The organism is Hyphomonas sp. (assembly GCF_041689225.1).
Lineage (GTDB): Bacteria > Pseudomonadota > Alphaproteobacteria > Caulobacterales > Hyphomonadaceae > Hyphomonas.
Genome location: NZ_JBDNGN010000073.1, coordinates 54,667 through 69,734 on the forward strand (window position 1 = coordinate 54,667; position 15,068 = coordinate 69,734).

A 15,068-nucleotide genomic window follows, 5' to 3' on the forward strand; every position below is an offset into this window, starting at 1 on the left:
CACCAGAGCAGCGCAGATTGCCTGAACAAGAGTGCGTTGAATGTCCGACCCTGTATTCCCCTCGATTGCAATTGTCGGCGCCGGCCTGATCGGCGCTTCGATTGCCCGTGCCGCCGCCGAATATGGCGCAGCAGGTTCTGTCATTCTCTACGATGCCAGCGACGACGTGCGCGACCGGGCGAACGGACTGGATCTCGGCACGGTTTCCGACACGCTGGCGCTAGCCGTCGCGAACGCTGATTGCGTGTTCCTGTGCGTACCCGTTGGCGCCCTGAGCGCAGTCGCGGCAGACGCCGTTCCGCACATGAAGACAGGCGCCATCCTGACCGATGTCGGATCGGTAAAGGGTGAAGCCGCCGCGGCCCTGACGGCCGCCGGTGACGGCCGGATCCATATCATTCCGGGACACCCGATTGCGGGTACAGAACAATCCGGCCCGGAAGCCGGGTTCGCGACCCTGTTCCGCGATGCCTGGCACATCCTGACCCCCGGCAACGACACATCGCCGGACTATCTCGCCGCCGTCGATGCCCTGACCCGCTTCTGGCAGGCGCTGGGCGCGAAGGTCGAGACAATGGACGCGGCCCGCCATGACCGCGTGCTGGCGATCACCAGCCACCTGCCCCACCTCATCGCGTTCAACATTGTCGCAACCGCGTTCGACATGGAGACAGTGGAACAGGGCGAAGTAGTCAAGTATTCAGCCGGCGGCTTTCGTGACTTCACGCGCATCGCGGCATCGGACCCCGTCATGTGGCGCGACGTGTTCCTGACCAATAAAGATGCCGTCCTCGAGTGCCTCGGCCGGTTCTCCGAAGATCTCGCTGCACTGCAACGGGCCATCCGATGGGGTGACGGCGACATGCTGATGCGTGAATTTTCCCGGGCCCGGACGATCCGCAAGGCGATCATTGATGCCGGACAGGATTCCAGCGAAGTGAACTTCGGCCGCAATCCGCATCCCGATCCTGAGGCGGAAAAATGAAAGAGATCCCGCTGAGCCCTGAACGCCGGGAAGCCGTCTGCCGCGACGTACAGAAGACATTCAGCACCAAATTCGACGAGACGCTGAGCGACTTCCGGGCTGGCGAAATTGTCGACCTGATGCTGAAGACGATGGGACCGGCTGTGTACAATCAAGCCGTGCAGGATGTGCGGGCGCACCTGCAGGGAAAGCTTGATGACCTCGACGGCGAGGTTTGGGTCGATGAAAGCGCCTGACAGGCTCACGGCCTTGTGTGTGTTGCGTGTCTGAACCAATTGTTAGACCGGCGCCTATGAAACGCATGAAACACGTCCTGTCCCGCCGCGCCCTTCTCCTGTCCGGTTCTGCTGCTGTGGCGGTGGCCGCCTGCTCCTCCGCCGGTGCGGACAAGCCACAATCATCTGACGCCGACAGCGCCAGTGACCCCTATGCAAGCAGCGAATGGCGCACGATGAGCCAGGACGAGTGGCGCGCGCGCCTGTCGCCTGGGGCCTTTGCCGTGCTGCGCAAGGCGGATACCGAACGGGCGTTCACGTCGATCCTGAACAACGAGAAACGCGACGGGGTTTATCATTGCTCCGGGTGCGACCTGCCGCTGTTCGCATCGGCCACGAAGTTTGATAGCGGCACGGGTTGGCCGAGCTTTTTCGACGTCATGCCGGGCGCGATCACGACGAGCCTCGATCGCAAGCTGATCTATACGCGCACAGAATATCACTGTGCCCGCTGCCTTGGGCACCAGGGCCATGCGTTCGATGATGGCCCGGCCCCCACCGGGCGGCGCTGGTGCAATAATGGCGTGGCGCTGACCTTCAGGCCTGCTTGATCCTATTCGATGATTTCCATGCCTTCGGGAATGACGATGGGCGCTGATGCGACAGCAACATTCTGCTCGATCTGCTCACCGGGGCCGTTTTCGCGCCGCTCATAGGCTTTCACCAGTGACAGGTATGGCGGGACGTGGGCCCAGCCATGGTCGGCCGTGTTTTCGACGATCTCGAAGTGCAGGTGGAAGGTCGTCGCGGAGCCGCCGAAATCGTTCGAGACAAATCCGAGGGATTGGCCGGCGGTGACGGTGTCGCCTGTCTTCACCTTGAGCTTTGCCATGTTGAGGTGAAGGTATTTGTAGATGCGGCCACCCGCGCGCAGGCTGATCGAATAGGAGCCGACATTCGAGATGACGCCATCCTCGACGGCGACGACTTCATGCAGCGTGCGGTCGGCCTTGGCAGCCGTGCGCATTGTGTTGCACTGGGCGGGCGTACCGACGCGGATATCCTGTCCCTGGTGGATTTTTTCCGCCGGGCAGAGGGGTGACCCGCGATTGGCGCTGCGGGTTTCGCAGAAATTGTCGCGCCATGGATAGGCGTAGTTGCGCGCATCGCACTGGTCGCCGCCGCCTACGCCGCCACCAAAGGTAAAGACCTGTGATTGCAGATAGGTGGGCGCCGTTGCGATCGGGAAAACCATGTCAGGTGCATGGACGACCTGGTCGCCGGAGCCTTGCCCGGTGCCAGGTATCAGTGCGCCGGGGGCAAAAAAGCTGAAGACCGGCTCGGGAGCCGGTTCCGCAAGGGGGGACGTGACCGGATCGACCGGTGGCGTCACGGGTGTGTCGTCGGTGTCGGGCGTGTCGGTTGCATCCGGGGGGGCATCGACCGGGTCGGTAACCGGGGGTGTATCGGTGGGTAAATCTACGTCGGTATCGGGCAGCGTCGCCGGATCGTCAGTGGAAACCGGATCGGTCGCGGGTGTATCGCCATCAACCGGCGCGTCCGGCGTGGCGTCTCCAGTGTCGCCATAGGGGTCGTCAACAGGTGCACCCGGCGGTGGTGGCCCGGGGGCGCCAGGGGGGATGGCAGGGCCCGGTTCGGGGGTGGCCGGTGTCGGACCGCCGTCCCCCGGAAAACGGATGAAGTCACATCCGGCAAGACCGGACAGCGCGACGGCCGCCAGGATGAATGAAGCCCTTTTCAGCATCAGCGTGTCCCCGCAATGACCAGTTTACGGGCGATCTCGAGCGCCTCGTCCTCTCCGATACAGGTCGGGGCCTCGCCCGAACTGTTCTTGCATTCGAATTCGATCAGATAGTCAGCACCATAGCGCGAGAAGGCGACCTGGGCGCCGGAGGCGGTGGCCTCAAACGTTGGCTCGGTATCGGTCGACACGGCGCTCGACTCGCGGGCGCCGACGACTTCGTTCGAACCGTTGACGACGATATCATAGTCGACACCGGGATAGGTCGCAAAATAGCCGTCGCTCATCAGCTGGAATTTGACGCCGCCTTCGGCGGACTGCGGCACGACGATACCGGTGGGCAGCAGGACGGGCACGGGCGCGGCTTCCGCGCCGGACTGGATCTGGAAAGCGCCTGCGCCGCGATCGTCACTTGGCACGGAAGCCATGTCGCGTCGGGCAGCCTCCCAATCGATACCCGCCGTGCTTTCGACCGCTTCCGGACGAACCGGGGTTTCGACGTCCGCAGGTGGACTGTCGGCCGTTGTCGCCGGGGCGGCCGCGACCGTTGTGCCGGATGCCGGGTCTGGTCCCTTGAGACGGTCACATCCCGTCAGGGCAAAAGCCAAAACAGCTGCAAGGGCGAGCGTGCTGGACGTGTTCATTGTCAGTCTTTCTTTCCAGGATGGGCGATATAGTCGGGATCTGCATAGGCGACTCCGTCCACGGCCATGATTTTCTCCAGCACCGAACGGATGGCCGCGCGGGTCGGTTCCACACCCAAGGGCATTTGATAGGCAAGTTTGATTTCGCCGGAATAACTGGCCCCGACGAGGACGAAGTCCCTCAACGCCGGAGTGCGCCGAACATAGTCGGCAAAGGCCTGCTCGGCGGCTGCGGGGTCGCGCTTGTAGAGGCGTGCCACCGAATCGATTTCCGGGGCCCCCTTGATGCGTACGATGAAGGTGACCTCCACCCCGGTCGCCTGCGCTGTGATTACGCTTTGCGGGACCTGAGCCGGTTGGATCGCCGGGCCATCAGGCAGGGGACCGCCTTCGGTGTCCAGTGGCGCTGGCGCATCCAGAAGCGTGCCGATCAGCGGACTGGCATCCCGGTCGACACGGGTATCGGGCAATGAGGCCGGCGACACATCGGACACGCCGGACAAGGTCACACTCGGCTGGTCATCGTTGTCGGGTGATCCCGCGAGGACAAACAGGCCGGTCGCTCCCGCAAGCAATGTGAGGCCCGCCAGCCCGAGCGGGCCGCCAAAATGAAACGGGGAGCGAATGCCGGCCATGGCTATTGCGGGCCTCCGCCCGTGCTGAGCGGCGGCACGTTGGCGAGGTTAAGCAAGCCGCCGCACGGACGCGCGCACATGTCCGGACTGCCGGGAATCGGCGTCGTGCCTGGATAGGTTGCGCAGGCGCCTGCACACTGGAGCGGCTCGCGTTTATCGAGCGCCGCGATCAGCGTAGCCTTCAACTCTGACGGGGTCGCGTCAGGCTGGCGGGCCTTGAGCAGCGCGAGAGCCGCAGAGACGTGCGGGGCCGCCATGCTGGTGCCCTGTTCGTATGCATAGAAGCAGGTGTCCACGCCTTCTCCGGTGACGGGGTCATAGCAATTGGTCGCCGCCTTGGTGGACAGAACACCGTCTGGACGGCCATCGCCATTGTCGTCGCGGGTCAGGTCGCCGCCCGGTGCGATCACCGTGACGTTCGGACCGAAGTTCGAATAGGGCGCGATCTGGCCGCGGGCATCGCCAGCCGCCACCGAGATAACATTCTGGCAGCCGCCGGGGGCATAGAACTGTGTCGAGACGCGGGCGTTACCCGCCGCAGAGACGACGATCACGCCACGATCCACCACCGAGTCGATCGCATCCTGCAGCGAGGCGGGGCAGAATTCGAACAGGCCGATGGACAGGTTGATGATGTCCGCCGGATTGTCGTTCCAGACCTCGTTGCCCAGCGCATCTTCGCCGGGAATCAGGCCACCCGCCCAGCGGATGGCGTCATTGATATCCGACAGGCGACCACCACATTTTCCGAGCGCCCGCACCGGAACAATCTTCACATTCCAAGCGCCGCCGGCGACGCCGGTTGCATTGTTCGACGCAGCCGCACCGATCGTACCGGCAACGTGCGTGCCGTGGAACGTGTCAGCGGCAAAGGGCTGTGACGGATCACACATGTCGCCCGGATCGTTCGCATCATTGTCGCGCCCATCACCATCATTGCCCATGCGCGGATCGGACACCATGTCCCAGCCTGCTACCACGTTCGGCGAATCCTTGATGTCCGGATGCTGCATCTGCAGGCCGGTATCGACCACGGCCACGACGACGTGGTCCGAGCCTTCATTGGCCTGATGGGTCCAGAAATCCTGGAAACCCGCACCACCGGCCGACTCGCCTTCGACTGTGCCATTGTTCTGGAAATTCCATTGCAGGCTCCAGAGCGGGTCATTGGGCGTGATGTCGGTCAGCGTGACTGGCGTTGCCGGCGTGTCACCCGGGACCGTTCCGGTGGACGGCGTCGTGCCGGGCGTGGTTCCGGGGTCGGTGGGGCGCGGACGCCGCACGAACTGGTTCTCGAAAATGAAATCCTTCTCGACATATTCGAACTGGCCGGATGCACGCAGGTCCTTCACGATGCATTCGGTTGCCAACGCTGCATTCGACTGGATGGTGACGAGATCGGTAGTATCCGGGCAGCCTGCGCCGGAATCGACCGCGAGGAAACTTGCCTGCAGCCTGGCAGCAGCATTTTCGGGGTTAAACCGCGTCGGGTCAGCGCCATCCGAACCGATCTGGATCACCATCTGGCCTTCGCGCGAGAGGGCGACTTGGCCGTCCATGCCGTATTTCGAAAGCGTGTCGAGCATAACGGAATTGGCGTCCTGCTGCTTGCGGATGGCGTCGCCCGAGATCACCGACCGGCGGGCCAGTTTCCTGGCCGCAACGCGCCGTGTCTCCGGGACAGCTTCCATCGAGCGAGGGGCGAGGCTGCGGGTGCGCGGCTGCGGTGCAGGCTCTTTGGTGGCCGTGCGTTCCAGTTCCCTGGTCGCGTTGGCGATCTGGTTCTGCGATTCCTCGGGCGCAGCCGGGTCAAGCTTGACCGTCGGCATCAGGCGCGCGGGCCGAACCAGGCTCCTGGATTCTGCTGGCGCAGGCGCGGCGACCGGCGCGTCACTGCCTGCCGACGCGGGCGCTTCTTCGACCATCGCCATCGCGGGTTCGACTTCCTCGAACAGTTCGTCTTCTCCCATCATCAGCGCGTCTTCTTCATCGAAGGCGACGGTCTGGATATCCTTTGGCTTGGCGATAATCGAGCCAATGGCGAACTTGGCCCTTTCGCTTTCGGCCTCAAAAGCGATGTCATTGACCAGCGTGCCGGCAATGGCGCGATCCATGACGGAGGCGGCGAGCAGTGTTTGATCGGCGCCGGGTTCGACGACGGCGCGACCGCTGATCTGATCGAGCGTTGCGTCAGCGAGTTCACGGGCGCGTTCGAGCCGTGTGCCCTGCTGGTCACAGGCCGCAAGCACGAGTAGACTGACCAAAGCAGCACCAGCGGCGAGTCTCGTGGTTTTCATGGTCAAGTTCGGCAGCATGTCAGAATGTCCCCTTACAATTGCCAACGTAGCCCCCAGCCACCTAAATTAACCGTGTGTTTAGATTATGACGAGGCCTCCCACATGTCCAATCCTTACATGCAGCCCGGTGTCGTTGTGCTTACCGGTGCGGGGATATCCGCCGAAAGCGGCCTCGGCACGTTCCGCGATGTCGATGGCATCTGGACCAAATACCCGCTGGAAGACCTTGCCACGCCGGAGGGGTTTGCCCGCAATCCCGCATTCGTGCAGGAATTCTACAATGCGCGACGGGCCCAGCTGAAGACGTCCGAGCCGAATGCAGCCCACCTGGCGCTGGCGCGACTGGAAGCGGCCATGCAGGCATCCGGGCGCCGGTTCACGCTGGTAACGCAGAATGTCGACCATCTGCATGAGCAGGCCGGCAGCCAGAATGTGCTGCACATGCATGGCGAGCTGTTGAAGGTTCGGTGCGAGGCCTGTGGGTCGGTCGTGAGATGGCCGGGCGATATCAGCGTGGCGACACCCTGCCCGATCTGTGAAGCCGTCGGCCTGATGCGTCCGCATGTTGTATGGTTCAGCGAAATGCCACTCTACATGGACGAGATCGAAGCGGACCTCGCGCGGGCCGACCTGTTTGTGTCAATCGGCACCAGTGGCAATGTCTACCCTGCCGCGGGCTTCGTTCAGATGGCGCGGCGGGCGGGCGCACGAACGCTGGAACTCAATCTCGAACCCTCTGACGGGGCGAACTTTTTCAACGCGGCGCGCTATGGCAAGGCGAGCGACGTCGTGCCGGACTGGACGAACGAATTGATGGCCCTGCTTTAGGCAAGGCCCGCATCGGGCCGCCGAACTATCGGGTGATAGATGCCTTCCGACACGGCCCAATCACGGACAAGGCCAGGCCATGCGTGCAGCGGATCGGCGTCGATGCCGCGCATGCCGAAGCCGTGGCCGCCATGCTCGAAAACATGAAGCAAGACTTTCGCCCCCGCCTTGCGGAAGGCGTCGTAGGCCATGAGCGCATTTTCCACCGGCACGACCTGATCGTTAGCCGCATGCAGGATGAAGACGGGCGGCGCATCTTCCGTGACCGCCGACCCGATGGAATATGTCGCGAGATCGCTCTCGGTTGGATCGGCACCGATCGTGTTCCTGCTGGTCGAGCCATGCGTATAGGGCTGAGACAAGGTGAAGACCGGGTACACCAGGACACTGGCGTCCGGCCGCGCCGACGAAGAGTCGGCGGCTTCCACCTGCGGATAGACGTCAGCTGCAAAGCGCGTGGTGAGCGAGCCCGCAAGATGGCCACCGGCCGAGAAGCCCATGACCATTACACGGGACGGGTCAACGCCTGTTTCCCGTGCCCGCGCACGGATGATGCGCATGGCGCGCTGGGCATCCCAAAGTGGCGTGTCTGGCCCGGCGGCCCAGCCCTGATGCGTCAGGCGATAGGAGAGGACGTGGACTGTCGTACCGCGCCGCGAGAACCAACGGTCGCCTTCGTAACCTTCCTTCTCAACGACGACGAGATTGTAGCCCCGCCGGGAATCAGCAGCAGCGCAGAACCATCAGGGTGTTCCGGCTTGAATACCGCCATGGCCGGATCGGTTATCTCGTATAGCGCCCGATCAGCGAGGCCATAGGCATTGTCCCGGCTGACATAATGCTGCTCCAGGCCGTCCGGCACGCCGCCGGGCGGGCCATCCGGCCAGAGGCGGATGGTTTCGTCGGGCTGGCGAGCAATGTCGACGAGCAACTCATCGCCATCCGCCACGGGTTTCGGATAGGAGATGATCAGCGAAAGCGGTGCGGTGCCTGTGTCGAGTCCCGGACGATCAATTCGAGCGCGAACGCGCCCGGCTGTTGGGCGTCGCTGCCGCCATCGACCTGTATCAGGCGGCGCGCAACGGCGCGCCCGACGTCCCGAATGAGCGAGCGAACCGTCGTCATGGGGGGCCAGATGCGTGCGGATATCGGTGTGTCATCGAAGCCGACAATCGACAGGTCCTCCGGAATCTGCAGGCCCGCCTTGCGGGCGAATCGAGCGCGGCGGGACTGGCTGGTTTCATCGTCTCCATGTCCCAGAGGGAGGGATCGAACGCACGCACAGACGGCGAATGGTCGGGATATCCACCGACCTGTTCCTGGCTGTCAATGATCTCGCCGCGACCTTCCGCTACGTCAGCAAAGACAGGGACATCATGCCGGTCGCGGTCCCATGGGCGCGCGCCGGCATTGGCCAGAACATAATGCTCGACATCCTTCGCCTGGAACGGCTTGAGGCCTTCGGGGCGGCCGATGGCACGGTCGGCTTCGACGATCCTGGCGCGCCCCATTGTGTAGCGCCCGAGAAGTGGCACGTCCCTGCCCCAGCGATCAACGGAGATATTGTCATCGGCGTAGAGATCGAGATCGCCTTCACCGCCAATCATGATCATGGGCAGCCCTTTGCCCGTAGAAGGACAAGCACGCATGACATTGCCGATGACGGTCATCTGCCCCGTCTGGACCGGCATCTCGCCCCATTCCAGTTCCTGGAGATTGAAGTGGATGGCGCATGCGTAGGACGATCCACGCCTGCGAGTATTCCCGGCGGGCCTGCGGAATCGTTCCGGTTCATACTTGAAAATGCCGCCCGACACGGCTTGCCCTCAAAGAAGGGATCGGCGATCTCGACTGGTGCCGTTACAGGTGTTCACGTCGCTTCGATCTCACAATCGGCAACGGTCAAGGCGACGGGTGTGAAAGACATCCGCGGGCACCTGATTGAAGCGGCACCCAGAACCGAAACCGCCAATGCGCCGGGCACGCTCTGAACCATCGCGAACCGATCAGCCGATCAGAAGTCTGACCGGGTCGCCGCCCATGGCGACTAGCCTAATCCTTCATCCGTTTCAAACGGTCCTCGGAATCGAATGCCCGCTTCAGGACGTCATGGGCGCTACGAAGATATGACTCTTTCTCGGTAACCGTGGCGCGCACCGTTTCGATATCGTGGATCAATTTGGAGGCGTGCCCATTCTTCAGTGCGAGCAGAAAGGTTTCGGGCTCGCCATGCTGGCCATCCAATGCCCGAAGCGACTCTTCGAGACGCGCGGCTTCAGCGCCAACCTGGTCACGACCCTGTTTCGCACGATGGAAATCCTGTTCTGCCTTTTGTCGCTTGAGCGACACGATTTTCTGCAAGTCTGGTTTACGTTTGGCCATGACGATCTCACATATGCTTGCGCACACTTTCCACAAAGTTGATGGCGGCAGCGACGGCGGCGAAGTGTTCGGGATGAATTTCGGCGTCAACATCCACAAGCTTGTAGATTGAACGCGTCGATGGCGGGTCCCGATATATCGGAATATTGTTGGCGATGGCGATTTCCCGGATTTTCGCGGCAAGGTGATCCATGCCCTTTGCGACGCAAACCGGTGCCAGATTGTCGTCAGGGTTCCACCGGAGCGCCACGGCATAATGCTGAGGGTTGACCATCACGACGGTCGCCTCTTTGATATTCTGCAGCTGCTGACCCTGCGTTATCCGCGCACCGGCCTGGCGCCGCTGTTGTTTCAACTGCGGATCGCCTTCACTCTGCTTCATCTCCTTCTTCATCTCTTCGCGAGACATTTTCAGCTTGTTCTCGTGAATGCGCCGCTGCAGCGGCAGGTCAAGGACTGCCAGAACGAGCTGAAACAGAAGAAACCACATGATCAGCTTGAGCGACTGGCTGAATGTGAACGACGCGAAATGGCCGAGTTCGATGGCACTACTGGCATAATAGTCCGTCGCCAGCTGGAACAGGAACACGACTGCAATGATACCGGCGAAGCCCAGTTTGACTGCGTCCTTGAGAAAGTCCGTCAGACCCTTCATCCCATAGCGCTTCTTCAGATTTTCGACCGGCGAGAGCTTCTTCATATCGATCTGGATTTTCTTGAAAGAAAACGAGATGGACCGCTGAATGATGAGCGCCGCGAGGACAACCGCTGCCAGAATCAAAAAGAGCAGGGCGAATTGCACCAGCAAACTCTGGATCCAGCTCTTGGTCTGGCCGCCACCTCCGGTGAACACGTCATTTGCATAGGCGTCGATATGGTAGAGAAATCCGGAGAAATCGTAGAATACCGTATTGCCGACAACCCCTTTCAGCAACACGCCCGCACCAAGGATGCCCGCGATCAAGGCGAACGCGTTCGCCTCCTTTGACTGCGCAACATCACCCTCTTCACGCGCCTGTTGGCGTTTGGTGTCGGTGGCGTCGAATTCCTTTTCAGCACTATCGGGTTCCTGATCGGCCATGCGCTACCCTACATCCATCCCACGATCTGAATGACGCGGGCTTTCCATACAACCAGCAGTCCGACGACTGACAAGGCCAGCAAGATCGTGCCGCCTCCGATCATGAGCGGCGCCCCGACAAAAGCGACCATCAGCTGCGGCAGAGCCTTGTTGATGAAGCCAAGGCAGATGTTGTAGAGCAAATTGACGGCGACGAATGGCCAAGCCAGCAGGACCGCAAAGCCCACGGCCGAGAAACTGCGCTCAATCAGCAGGTCCCATTCGAGGGCCGACAACGCGCCGACGGGTACATCGTTATACAGGCGCATCAGCGACGCGATGGCATTCAGGTGGAAATCAGCCGTCAGCAGAATTGCAGTGCCTGCCATTGAAAGCATGCTGCCCGTGAGACTTTGGGCTTCGCGCTCCAGGGCGATGCCGAGAAGCTGCGACAGACCGATCGACTGTGAAATGATCGTGCCGGCGATGCTGAGCATCCATACGGACACGCGCAAGATCGCCCCAAGGCAGAAGCCGATCGTTAGCTCGCTCAGCAGCAGCGCAATGTAACCGTGCAAAGACGCCAGCGACGGAATAGCGACGACACCTGTACTGGCCATCGACATGGCGATGGCGAGCAGGATCATGAGGCGCAATTGCACCGGCACTACCTGTTCGCCGATTCCCGGCATGAAAAAGATCACGAAGGACAGCCGCGCCACGACCAAAAGGAACATCGCCAGCAGGGGCGCCAGCTGACCCGCCAGTGACGCGAGGTCGGCCATTAGACAACGCCGATAATATACGGCTTGGTCTTTGCTGTTATTTCTTCGTAGGCCAGAACCGAATTGCGAATGCCTTTACTAGCGAGGACTGTCTGCAGGAAGCGTCGGCGACGTGACGATGTCGCCACGGACGCGATCACGCCCTTCTTCGCAGCATCGTTCAGTTTGGACTGCACTTCATTAGTCAACTCGCCAAACATTTCCGGCGGCAGCGCGATATCGCTGCTGCCATTCTCATTGTTGACCTCATATTGGGTAAACTTCTGTTCCCAGGCCGTGGACAGTTGAACCAAAGGCAGGCGACCCTGATCGTCCTGAAGCCGGTCCACGATCTGGAATGCGAGACGCTGGCGCACAAGCTCGACGATCCTTGGCAGACCCGGCGATGAGACTTTGACTTCGGCAATCGCCTCGATGATCAGGAACAGATTGCGGATCGAAACGCGCTCCTCGAGCAGCAATCGCGCGACCGACAAGAGCATTTCAGGCGTGACTTTCGCCGGGATATACTCATCTAGGAAGCGGCGGTTAGCGGCAGCCCGGTCACTGTCGCTGACGGTCGTCAACGCATCGAGCGTTTCGAGCATGACCATTCGTGTAAAGATGAGTGAAAAGTTGGACTGGATCACTTCGAGCATGTGGGTGGCGAGAACCTCAATCGGCTCGACCACCGGAATGCCAGCTGCGGCCAGTTCCTGCTTCTTGCTGTTGGGCAACCACCGGGCGGCAGCCTTGTAGACGGGCTCCTTTACCTTCTCGCCTTGCAGCTGTGGTGACTGGTCGTCTTCCATGAGCGCGAGGATCGAGCCCGGACGCAGCAAGCCAGAGTCAAGTCGAACGCCCTGGATACGGATCCGGTATTCGTTCCGCTTTAATGTCGGATTATCCGTCATCCGGATCGCGGGCAGGACGAACCCGTATTCTTCCGCGATGTAGCGACGGATCTTGTGAATCCGACTCTCGAACCCGTTTTCGCCGAGTAGAACGAGGTTGACCAGATCTGGGGCAACTTCGAGGTGGATTTCGTCGGAATGGATGGAATCGCCGAATTTCACAGGCTCGTCGACAGTCAGCTCCGGCACTTTTTCGGCTTCCGCATCGGCCTCACGGCTTTTCCGGCGCACAAGGACTGAAGCCGTGGCAAAACCTGCAGACGCGAGCATGAATGGCACGAAAGGAAGCCCCGGAAACAACGCAAACACGAACAGGATTCCGGCGACGATCATCAAGGCGGCCACGTTGCTGCCGAGCTGGGCCACAAGTGCGAGGTCGATGGCGCCTTCCTCACGTCCCTTGGACAGGAGTAGCGCGGACGCCACAGACACGATGACGGCGGGCACCTGCGAGACAAGTCCGTCACCGACTGTGAGAATGGAGTAATTGCTCAGGGCTTCGGAGAAGCTGAGGTGATGGACGGAAAGCCCAATCGCGATTCCCGCAACCAGGTTCAGAGCCGTAATCATCAGGCCGGCGATCGCGTCACCCTTGACGAATTTCGATGCACCATCGAGCGAGCCGAGGAACGCGGCTTCTTCCTGTTCCGTCTGGCGACGTTTCTTCGCCTCCTCGTGCGTGATGGCGCCGACAGCAAGGTCGGAGTCGATCGCAAGCTGTTTACCCGGCATGGCATCGAGCGCAAACCGCGCGCCCACTTCGGCCATACGACCGGCACCCTTGGTGATAACCATGAAGTTGACGATCACGAGAACGCTGAACACGACCAGACCAACGAAAAGGTTGCCGCCCATGATGAACATGGCGAAGCCTTCGATGACGCCGCCGGCAGCCTGTGTTCCCGTATGGCCTTCGCCGATGATCAGCTTCGTCGAGGAGACGTTAAGCGCCAATCGCAGGATCAGGGACGCGAGGAGCACGCTTGGAAAGGACGAAAAATCCAGCGGCCGTTCGATGAACACCGCGGTGGCAAAGATCAGGATTGCGAAGGCGAACGACATGGTCAGGCCGACATCCATCACCCATGCGGGGATCGGCAGGATCATCACAAGGATAACCATCATCAAGCCGATGGCCAGGAGCGACGTGGGCCGGGCCAGGCCGAAGTTCTTGGGTGTCTGCACAGGGCGACCTATCGGGAAATGAGAGGTAATACCGAATTATTGAACAGGTCTAAGCAGATCCTGGTCATGTATCCGAGCGAAATGAAAAATACGATTATGACCGCCAGGATCTTTGGGATGAAGGTCAGAGTGACTTCCTGGATAGACGTCAGTGCCTGCAACAGGCCGATAGCGAAGCCAACGACCAGCGTACACGCCAGAATAGGCATAGCCATCATCGCCGCTGCCCAGATATGGGCGCGCAATACCTCGAAGATTTCTGCTTCGGACATAACGACCCCCAGGGCTTAAACGGGCATTCTCAGCAGTTCCTGATAGGCTTCGACGACCTTGTTCCGGATGGTGACAGCGGCATCGAGCATCAGTTCGGCGTTTGCCAGCGCTGCCACCATGGCATGGGGATCCGCCCCGGAAACGGCCGTTTGCATTGCGGTATTTTCCGCCTGCTGAAGGGCGGCCCTGAAATCCGATACGCCCTCGGCGACGACGTTCTTGTCAGCGTCCGTCTTTCCCACAACCTTGGCAGTGTCCGCGGGCCGCGTGGTATTCAGAGCCGTGTAGGCATTGAAACTTACTGTAGACATGACTTCACTTTGCCTCTCTAGCGACGCAGAATATCAAGCAGAGACGTGTACATCGAACGCGCCTGCTGGAACGCGTTGAGGTTGGCTTCATAGGTGCGATTGGCGCCCCGAAGGTCGGCCATTTCCATGATCAGAGACACGTTCGACATTGTCACATAGCCGTCCTGGTCGGCCATGGGGTGCGACGGGTTATAGTCGCGCTGCCCCGGAGACTCGTCGAGTATTTGCTTCATCGCCGCGAATTGATCGGCCGAGGTGCCCTGCGGCTCGATGAGGAGCATTTTTTTCTTGTAGCCAGGCGTATCGACATTGGAGATGTTCTCGGCAGCAACGATAATTCGTTGCGACTCAAGCTGCATCCCGGAGACGGCTTGCTGCATAATTGCCTTGAGAGGATTCATGGTCGTCTTCCCTTAGCTTCCCTTGCCCATCGCGGTACGCAACAGGTTGATCGATTTCGTATAGACAGTCAGTGCGAGCTGGTGCTGGCTCATGGCATCGGCCGAATTGAGCATTTCCGCTTCAAGACTGACAGTGTTGCCATTCGGCGCGCCGTTCGTATCCGTCTCAACTGTTCGAAACGGCGTCGACATTGCGTCGGGGGAGGAACCTGACGTCGCGCGCGCCATGTAACTTTCGAAAGACTCAAGTTTGGCGGCCTTGTAGCCGGGCACATCGGCATGCGCGATGTTGGTCGCACTTACCTTTTGGCTTTCTGCCGCGTGGCGCGCCATGGCGCCGAGAATCTGAAACATTGGTAGTTCGGATATCATGGCCGATTCACTTTGGTTAACCGCATCACAAGGTTTGGTA

Annotated in this window: 20 protein-coding genes; 5 read left to right on the plus strand and 15 right to left on the minus strand. The window is 60.8% G+C overall.

All coding sequences use genetic code 11. The annotated features are described in order from the left end of the window. Positions 1–40 precede the first annotated feature (40 nt). From ACESNB_RS06870 to msrB, 3 genes are all read left to right on the plus strand, one after another. Entirely contained in the window at positions 41–985 is a 945-nt protein-coding gene (locus tag ACESNB_RS06870) for a prephenate/arogenate dehydrogenase family protein (RefSeq protein ID WP_373005646.1), read from the plus strand. Continuing rightward, the gene (locus tag ACESNB_RS06875; protein ID WP_373005648.1) at positions 982–1,221 is read left to right on the plus strand and encodes a DUF2164 domain-containing protein; all 240 of its coding nucleotides are present in this window, start codon (positions 982–984) and stop codon (positions 1,219–1,221) included. The genes ACESNB_RS06870 and ACESNB_RS06875 overlap by 4 nt, the downstream gene beginning before the upstream one ends. Positions 1,222–1,286: 65 nt before the next feature. Next, positions 1,287–1,811 (plus strand): peptide-methionine (R)-S-oxide reductase MsrB, encoded by a 525-nt coding sequence (msrB, locus tag ACESNB_RS06880; protein ID WP_373005650.1) that lies wholly within the window; start codon positions 1,287–1,289, stop codon positions 1,809–1,811. Between the two features lie 2 nt (positions 1,812–1,813). Here the strand turns inward: msrB and ACESNB_RS06885 are convergent, their stop codons facing one another. From ACESNB_RS06885 to ACESNB_RS06900, 4 genes are read right to left on the minus strand one after another with little or no spacing between them, the layout of a single operon-like run. Further along, the gene (locus ACESNB_RS06885) at positions 1,814–2,965 is read right to left on the minus strand and encodes a M23 family metallopeptidase (RefSeq protein ID WP_373005652.1); all 1,152 of its coding nucleotides are present in this window, start codon (positions 2,963–2,965) and stop codon (positions 1,814–1,816) included. Next, the gene (locus ACESNB_RS06890; protein WP_373005654.1) at positions 2,965–3,606 is read right to left on the minus strand and encodes a hypothetical protein; all 642 of its coding nucleotides are present in this window, start codon (positions 3,604–3,606) and stop codon (positions 2,965–2,967) included. Before ACESNB_RS06890 ends, ACESNB_RS06885 begins: the two co-directional genes overlap by 1 nt. 2 nt (positions 3,607–3,608) lie before the next feature. Then, positions 3,609–4,241 carry a hypothetical protein gene (locus tag ACESNB_RS06895; RefSeq protein WP_373005656.1) on the minus strand — a complete coding sequence of 211 codons (633 nt, stop codon included), beginning with the start codon at positions 4,239–4,241 and terminating at the stop codon, positions 3,609–3,611. 2 nt (positions 4,242–4,243) lie between these two features. Continuing rightward, positions 4,244–6,538 carry a S8 family peptidase gene (locus tag ACESNB_RS06900; RefSeq protein ID WP_373005658.1) on the minus strand — a complete coding sequence of 765 codons (2,295 nt, stop codon included), beginning with the start codon at positions 6,536–6,538 and terminating at the stop codon, positions 4,244–4,246. Between the two features lie 102 nt (positions 6,539–6,640). On the opposite strand from ACESNB_RS06900, the gene cobB reads away from it, so the two are divergent. Continuing rightward, positions 6,641–7,366 carry a Sir2 family NAD+-dependent deacetylase gene (cobB, locus tag ACESNB_RS06905; RefSeq protein WP_373005660.1) on the plus strand — a complete coding sequence of 242 codons (726 nt, stop codon included), beginning with the start codon at positions 6,641–6,643 and terminating at the stop codon, positions 7,364–7,366. Here the strand turns inward: cobB and ACESNB_RS06910 are convergent. Genes ACESNB_RS06910 through ACESNB_RS06920 form a run of 3 tightly spaced genes read right to left on the minus strand, consistent with a single transcriptional unit; the run spans position 7,363 to position 8,671 of the window. Then, a complete protein-coding gene (locus ACESNB_RS06910; protein WP_373005682.1) occupies positions 7,363–7,986 on the minus strand; it encodes an alpha/beta hydrolase in 624 nt (207 codons plus the stop codon). The two genes, cobB and ACESNB_RS06910, sit on opposite strands and share 4 nt — an antisense overlap. After that, on the minus strand, positions 7,983–8,297 hold the full coding sequence (locus ACESNB_RS06915) for a hypothetical protein (protein WP_373005662.1): 315 nt from the start codon (positions 8,295–8,297) through the stop codon (positions 7,983–7,985). The genes ACESNB_RS06910 and ACESNB_RS06915 overlap by 4 nt, the downstream gene beginning before the upstream one ends. Positions 8,298–8,335: 38 nt before the next feature. Then, positions 8,336–8,671: a substrate-binding domain-containing protein gene (locus ACESNB_RS06920; RefSeq protein WP_373005684.1), complete on the minus strand. Its 336-nt coding sequence runs from the start codon at positions 8,669–8,671 to the stop codon at positions 8,336–8,338. Between ACESNB_RS06920 and ACESNB_RS06925 the strand changes: the two genes are divergently transcribed. Beyond that, positions 8,659–9,357 (plus strand): hypothetical protein, encoded by a 699-nt coding sequence (locus tag ACESNB_RS06925; RefSeq protein WP_373005664.1) that lies wholly within the window; start codon positions 8,659–8,661, stop codon positions 9,355–9,357. The two genes, ACESNB_RS06920 and ACESNB_RS06925, sit on opposite strands and share 13 nt — an antisense overlap. A 61-nt stretch (positions 9,358–9,418) precedes the next feature. Here ACESNB_RS06925 and ACESNB_RS06930 read toward each other — a convergent pair whose 3' ends face one another. The 8 genes from ACESNB_RS06930 to ACESNB_RS06965 form a co-directional block, all read right to left on the minus strand. Further along, positions 9,419–9,748, minus strand: a complete 330-nt coding sequence (locus tag ACESNB_RS06930) for a hypothetical protein (RefSeq protein WP_373005666.1) — start codon at positions 9,746–9,748, stop codon at positions 9,419–9,421. A gap of 7 nt (positions 9,749–9,755) precedes the next feature. After that, positions 9,756–10,829 (minus strand): flagellar biosynthesis protein FlhB, encoded by a 1,074-nt coding sequence (locus ACESNB_RS06935; RefSeq protein ID WP_373005668.1) that lies wholly within the window; start codon positions 10,827–10,829, stop codon positions 9,756–9,758. Positions 10,830–10,837: 8 nt separating this feature from the next. After that, positions 10,838–11,593: a flagellar biosynthetic protein FliR gene (locus ACESNB_RS06940; RefSeq protein WP_373005670.1), complete on the minus strand. Its 756-nt coding sequence runs from the start codon at positions 11,591–11,593 to the stop codon at positions 10,838–10,840. Next, a complete protein-coding gene (locus ACESNB_RS06945; protein ID WP_373005686.1) occupies positions 11,593–13,611 on the minus strand; it encodes a flagellar biosynthesis protein FlhA in 2,019 nt (672 codons plus the stop codon). Before ACESNB_RS06945 ends, ACESNB_RS06940 begins: the two co-directional genes overlap by 1 nt. 68 nt (positions 13,612–13,679) lie before the next feature. Beyond that, positions 13,680–13,943 (minus strand): flagellar biosynthetic protein FliQ, encoded by a 264-nt coding sequence (locus tag ACESNB_RS06950; RefSeq protein ID WP_373005672.1) that lies wholly within the window; start codon positions 13,941–13,943, stop codon positions 13,680–13,682. Between the two features lie 15 nt (positions 13,944–13,958). Further along, positions 13,959–14,255 (minus strand): flagellar hook-basal body complex protein FliE, encoded by a 297-nt coding sequence (locus tag ACESNB_RS06955; protein WP_373005674.1) that lies wholly within the window; start codon positions 14,253–14,255, stop codon positions 13,959–13,961. 17 nt (positions 14,256–14,272) lie between these two features. Next, on the minus strand, positions 14,273–14,656 hold the full coding sequence (locus tag ACESNB_RS06960) for a flagellar basal body rod C-terminal domain-containing protein (protein WP_373005676.1): 384 nt from the start codon (positions 14,654–14,656) through the stop codon (positions 14,273–14,275). A gap of 12 nt (positions 14,657–14,668) precedes the next feature. Continuing rightward, positions 14,669–15,068 (minus strand): FlgB family protein (locus ACESNB_RS06965; protein WP_373005678.1); only part of this gene is annotated, 400 nt, incomplete at its 5' end.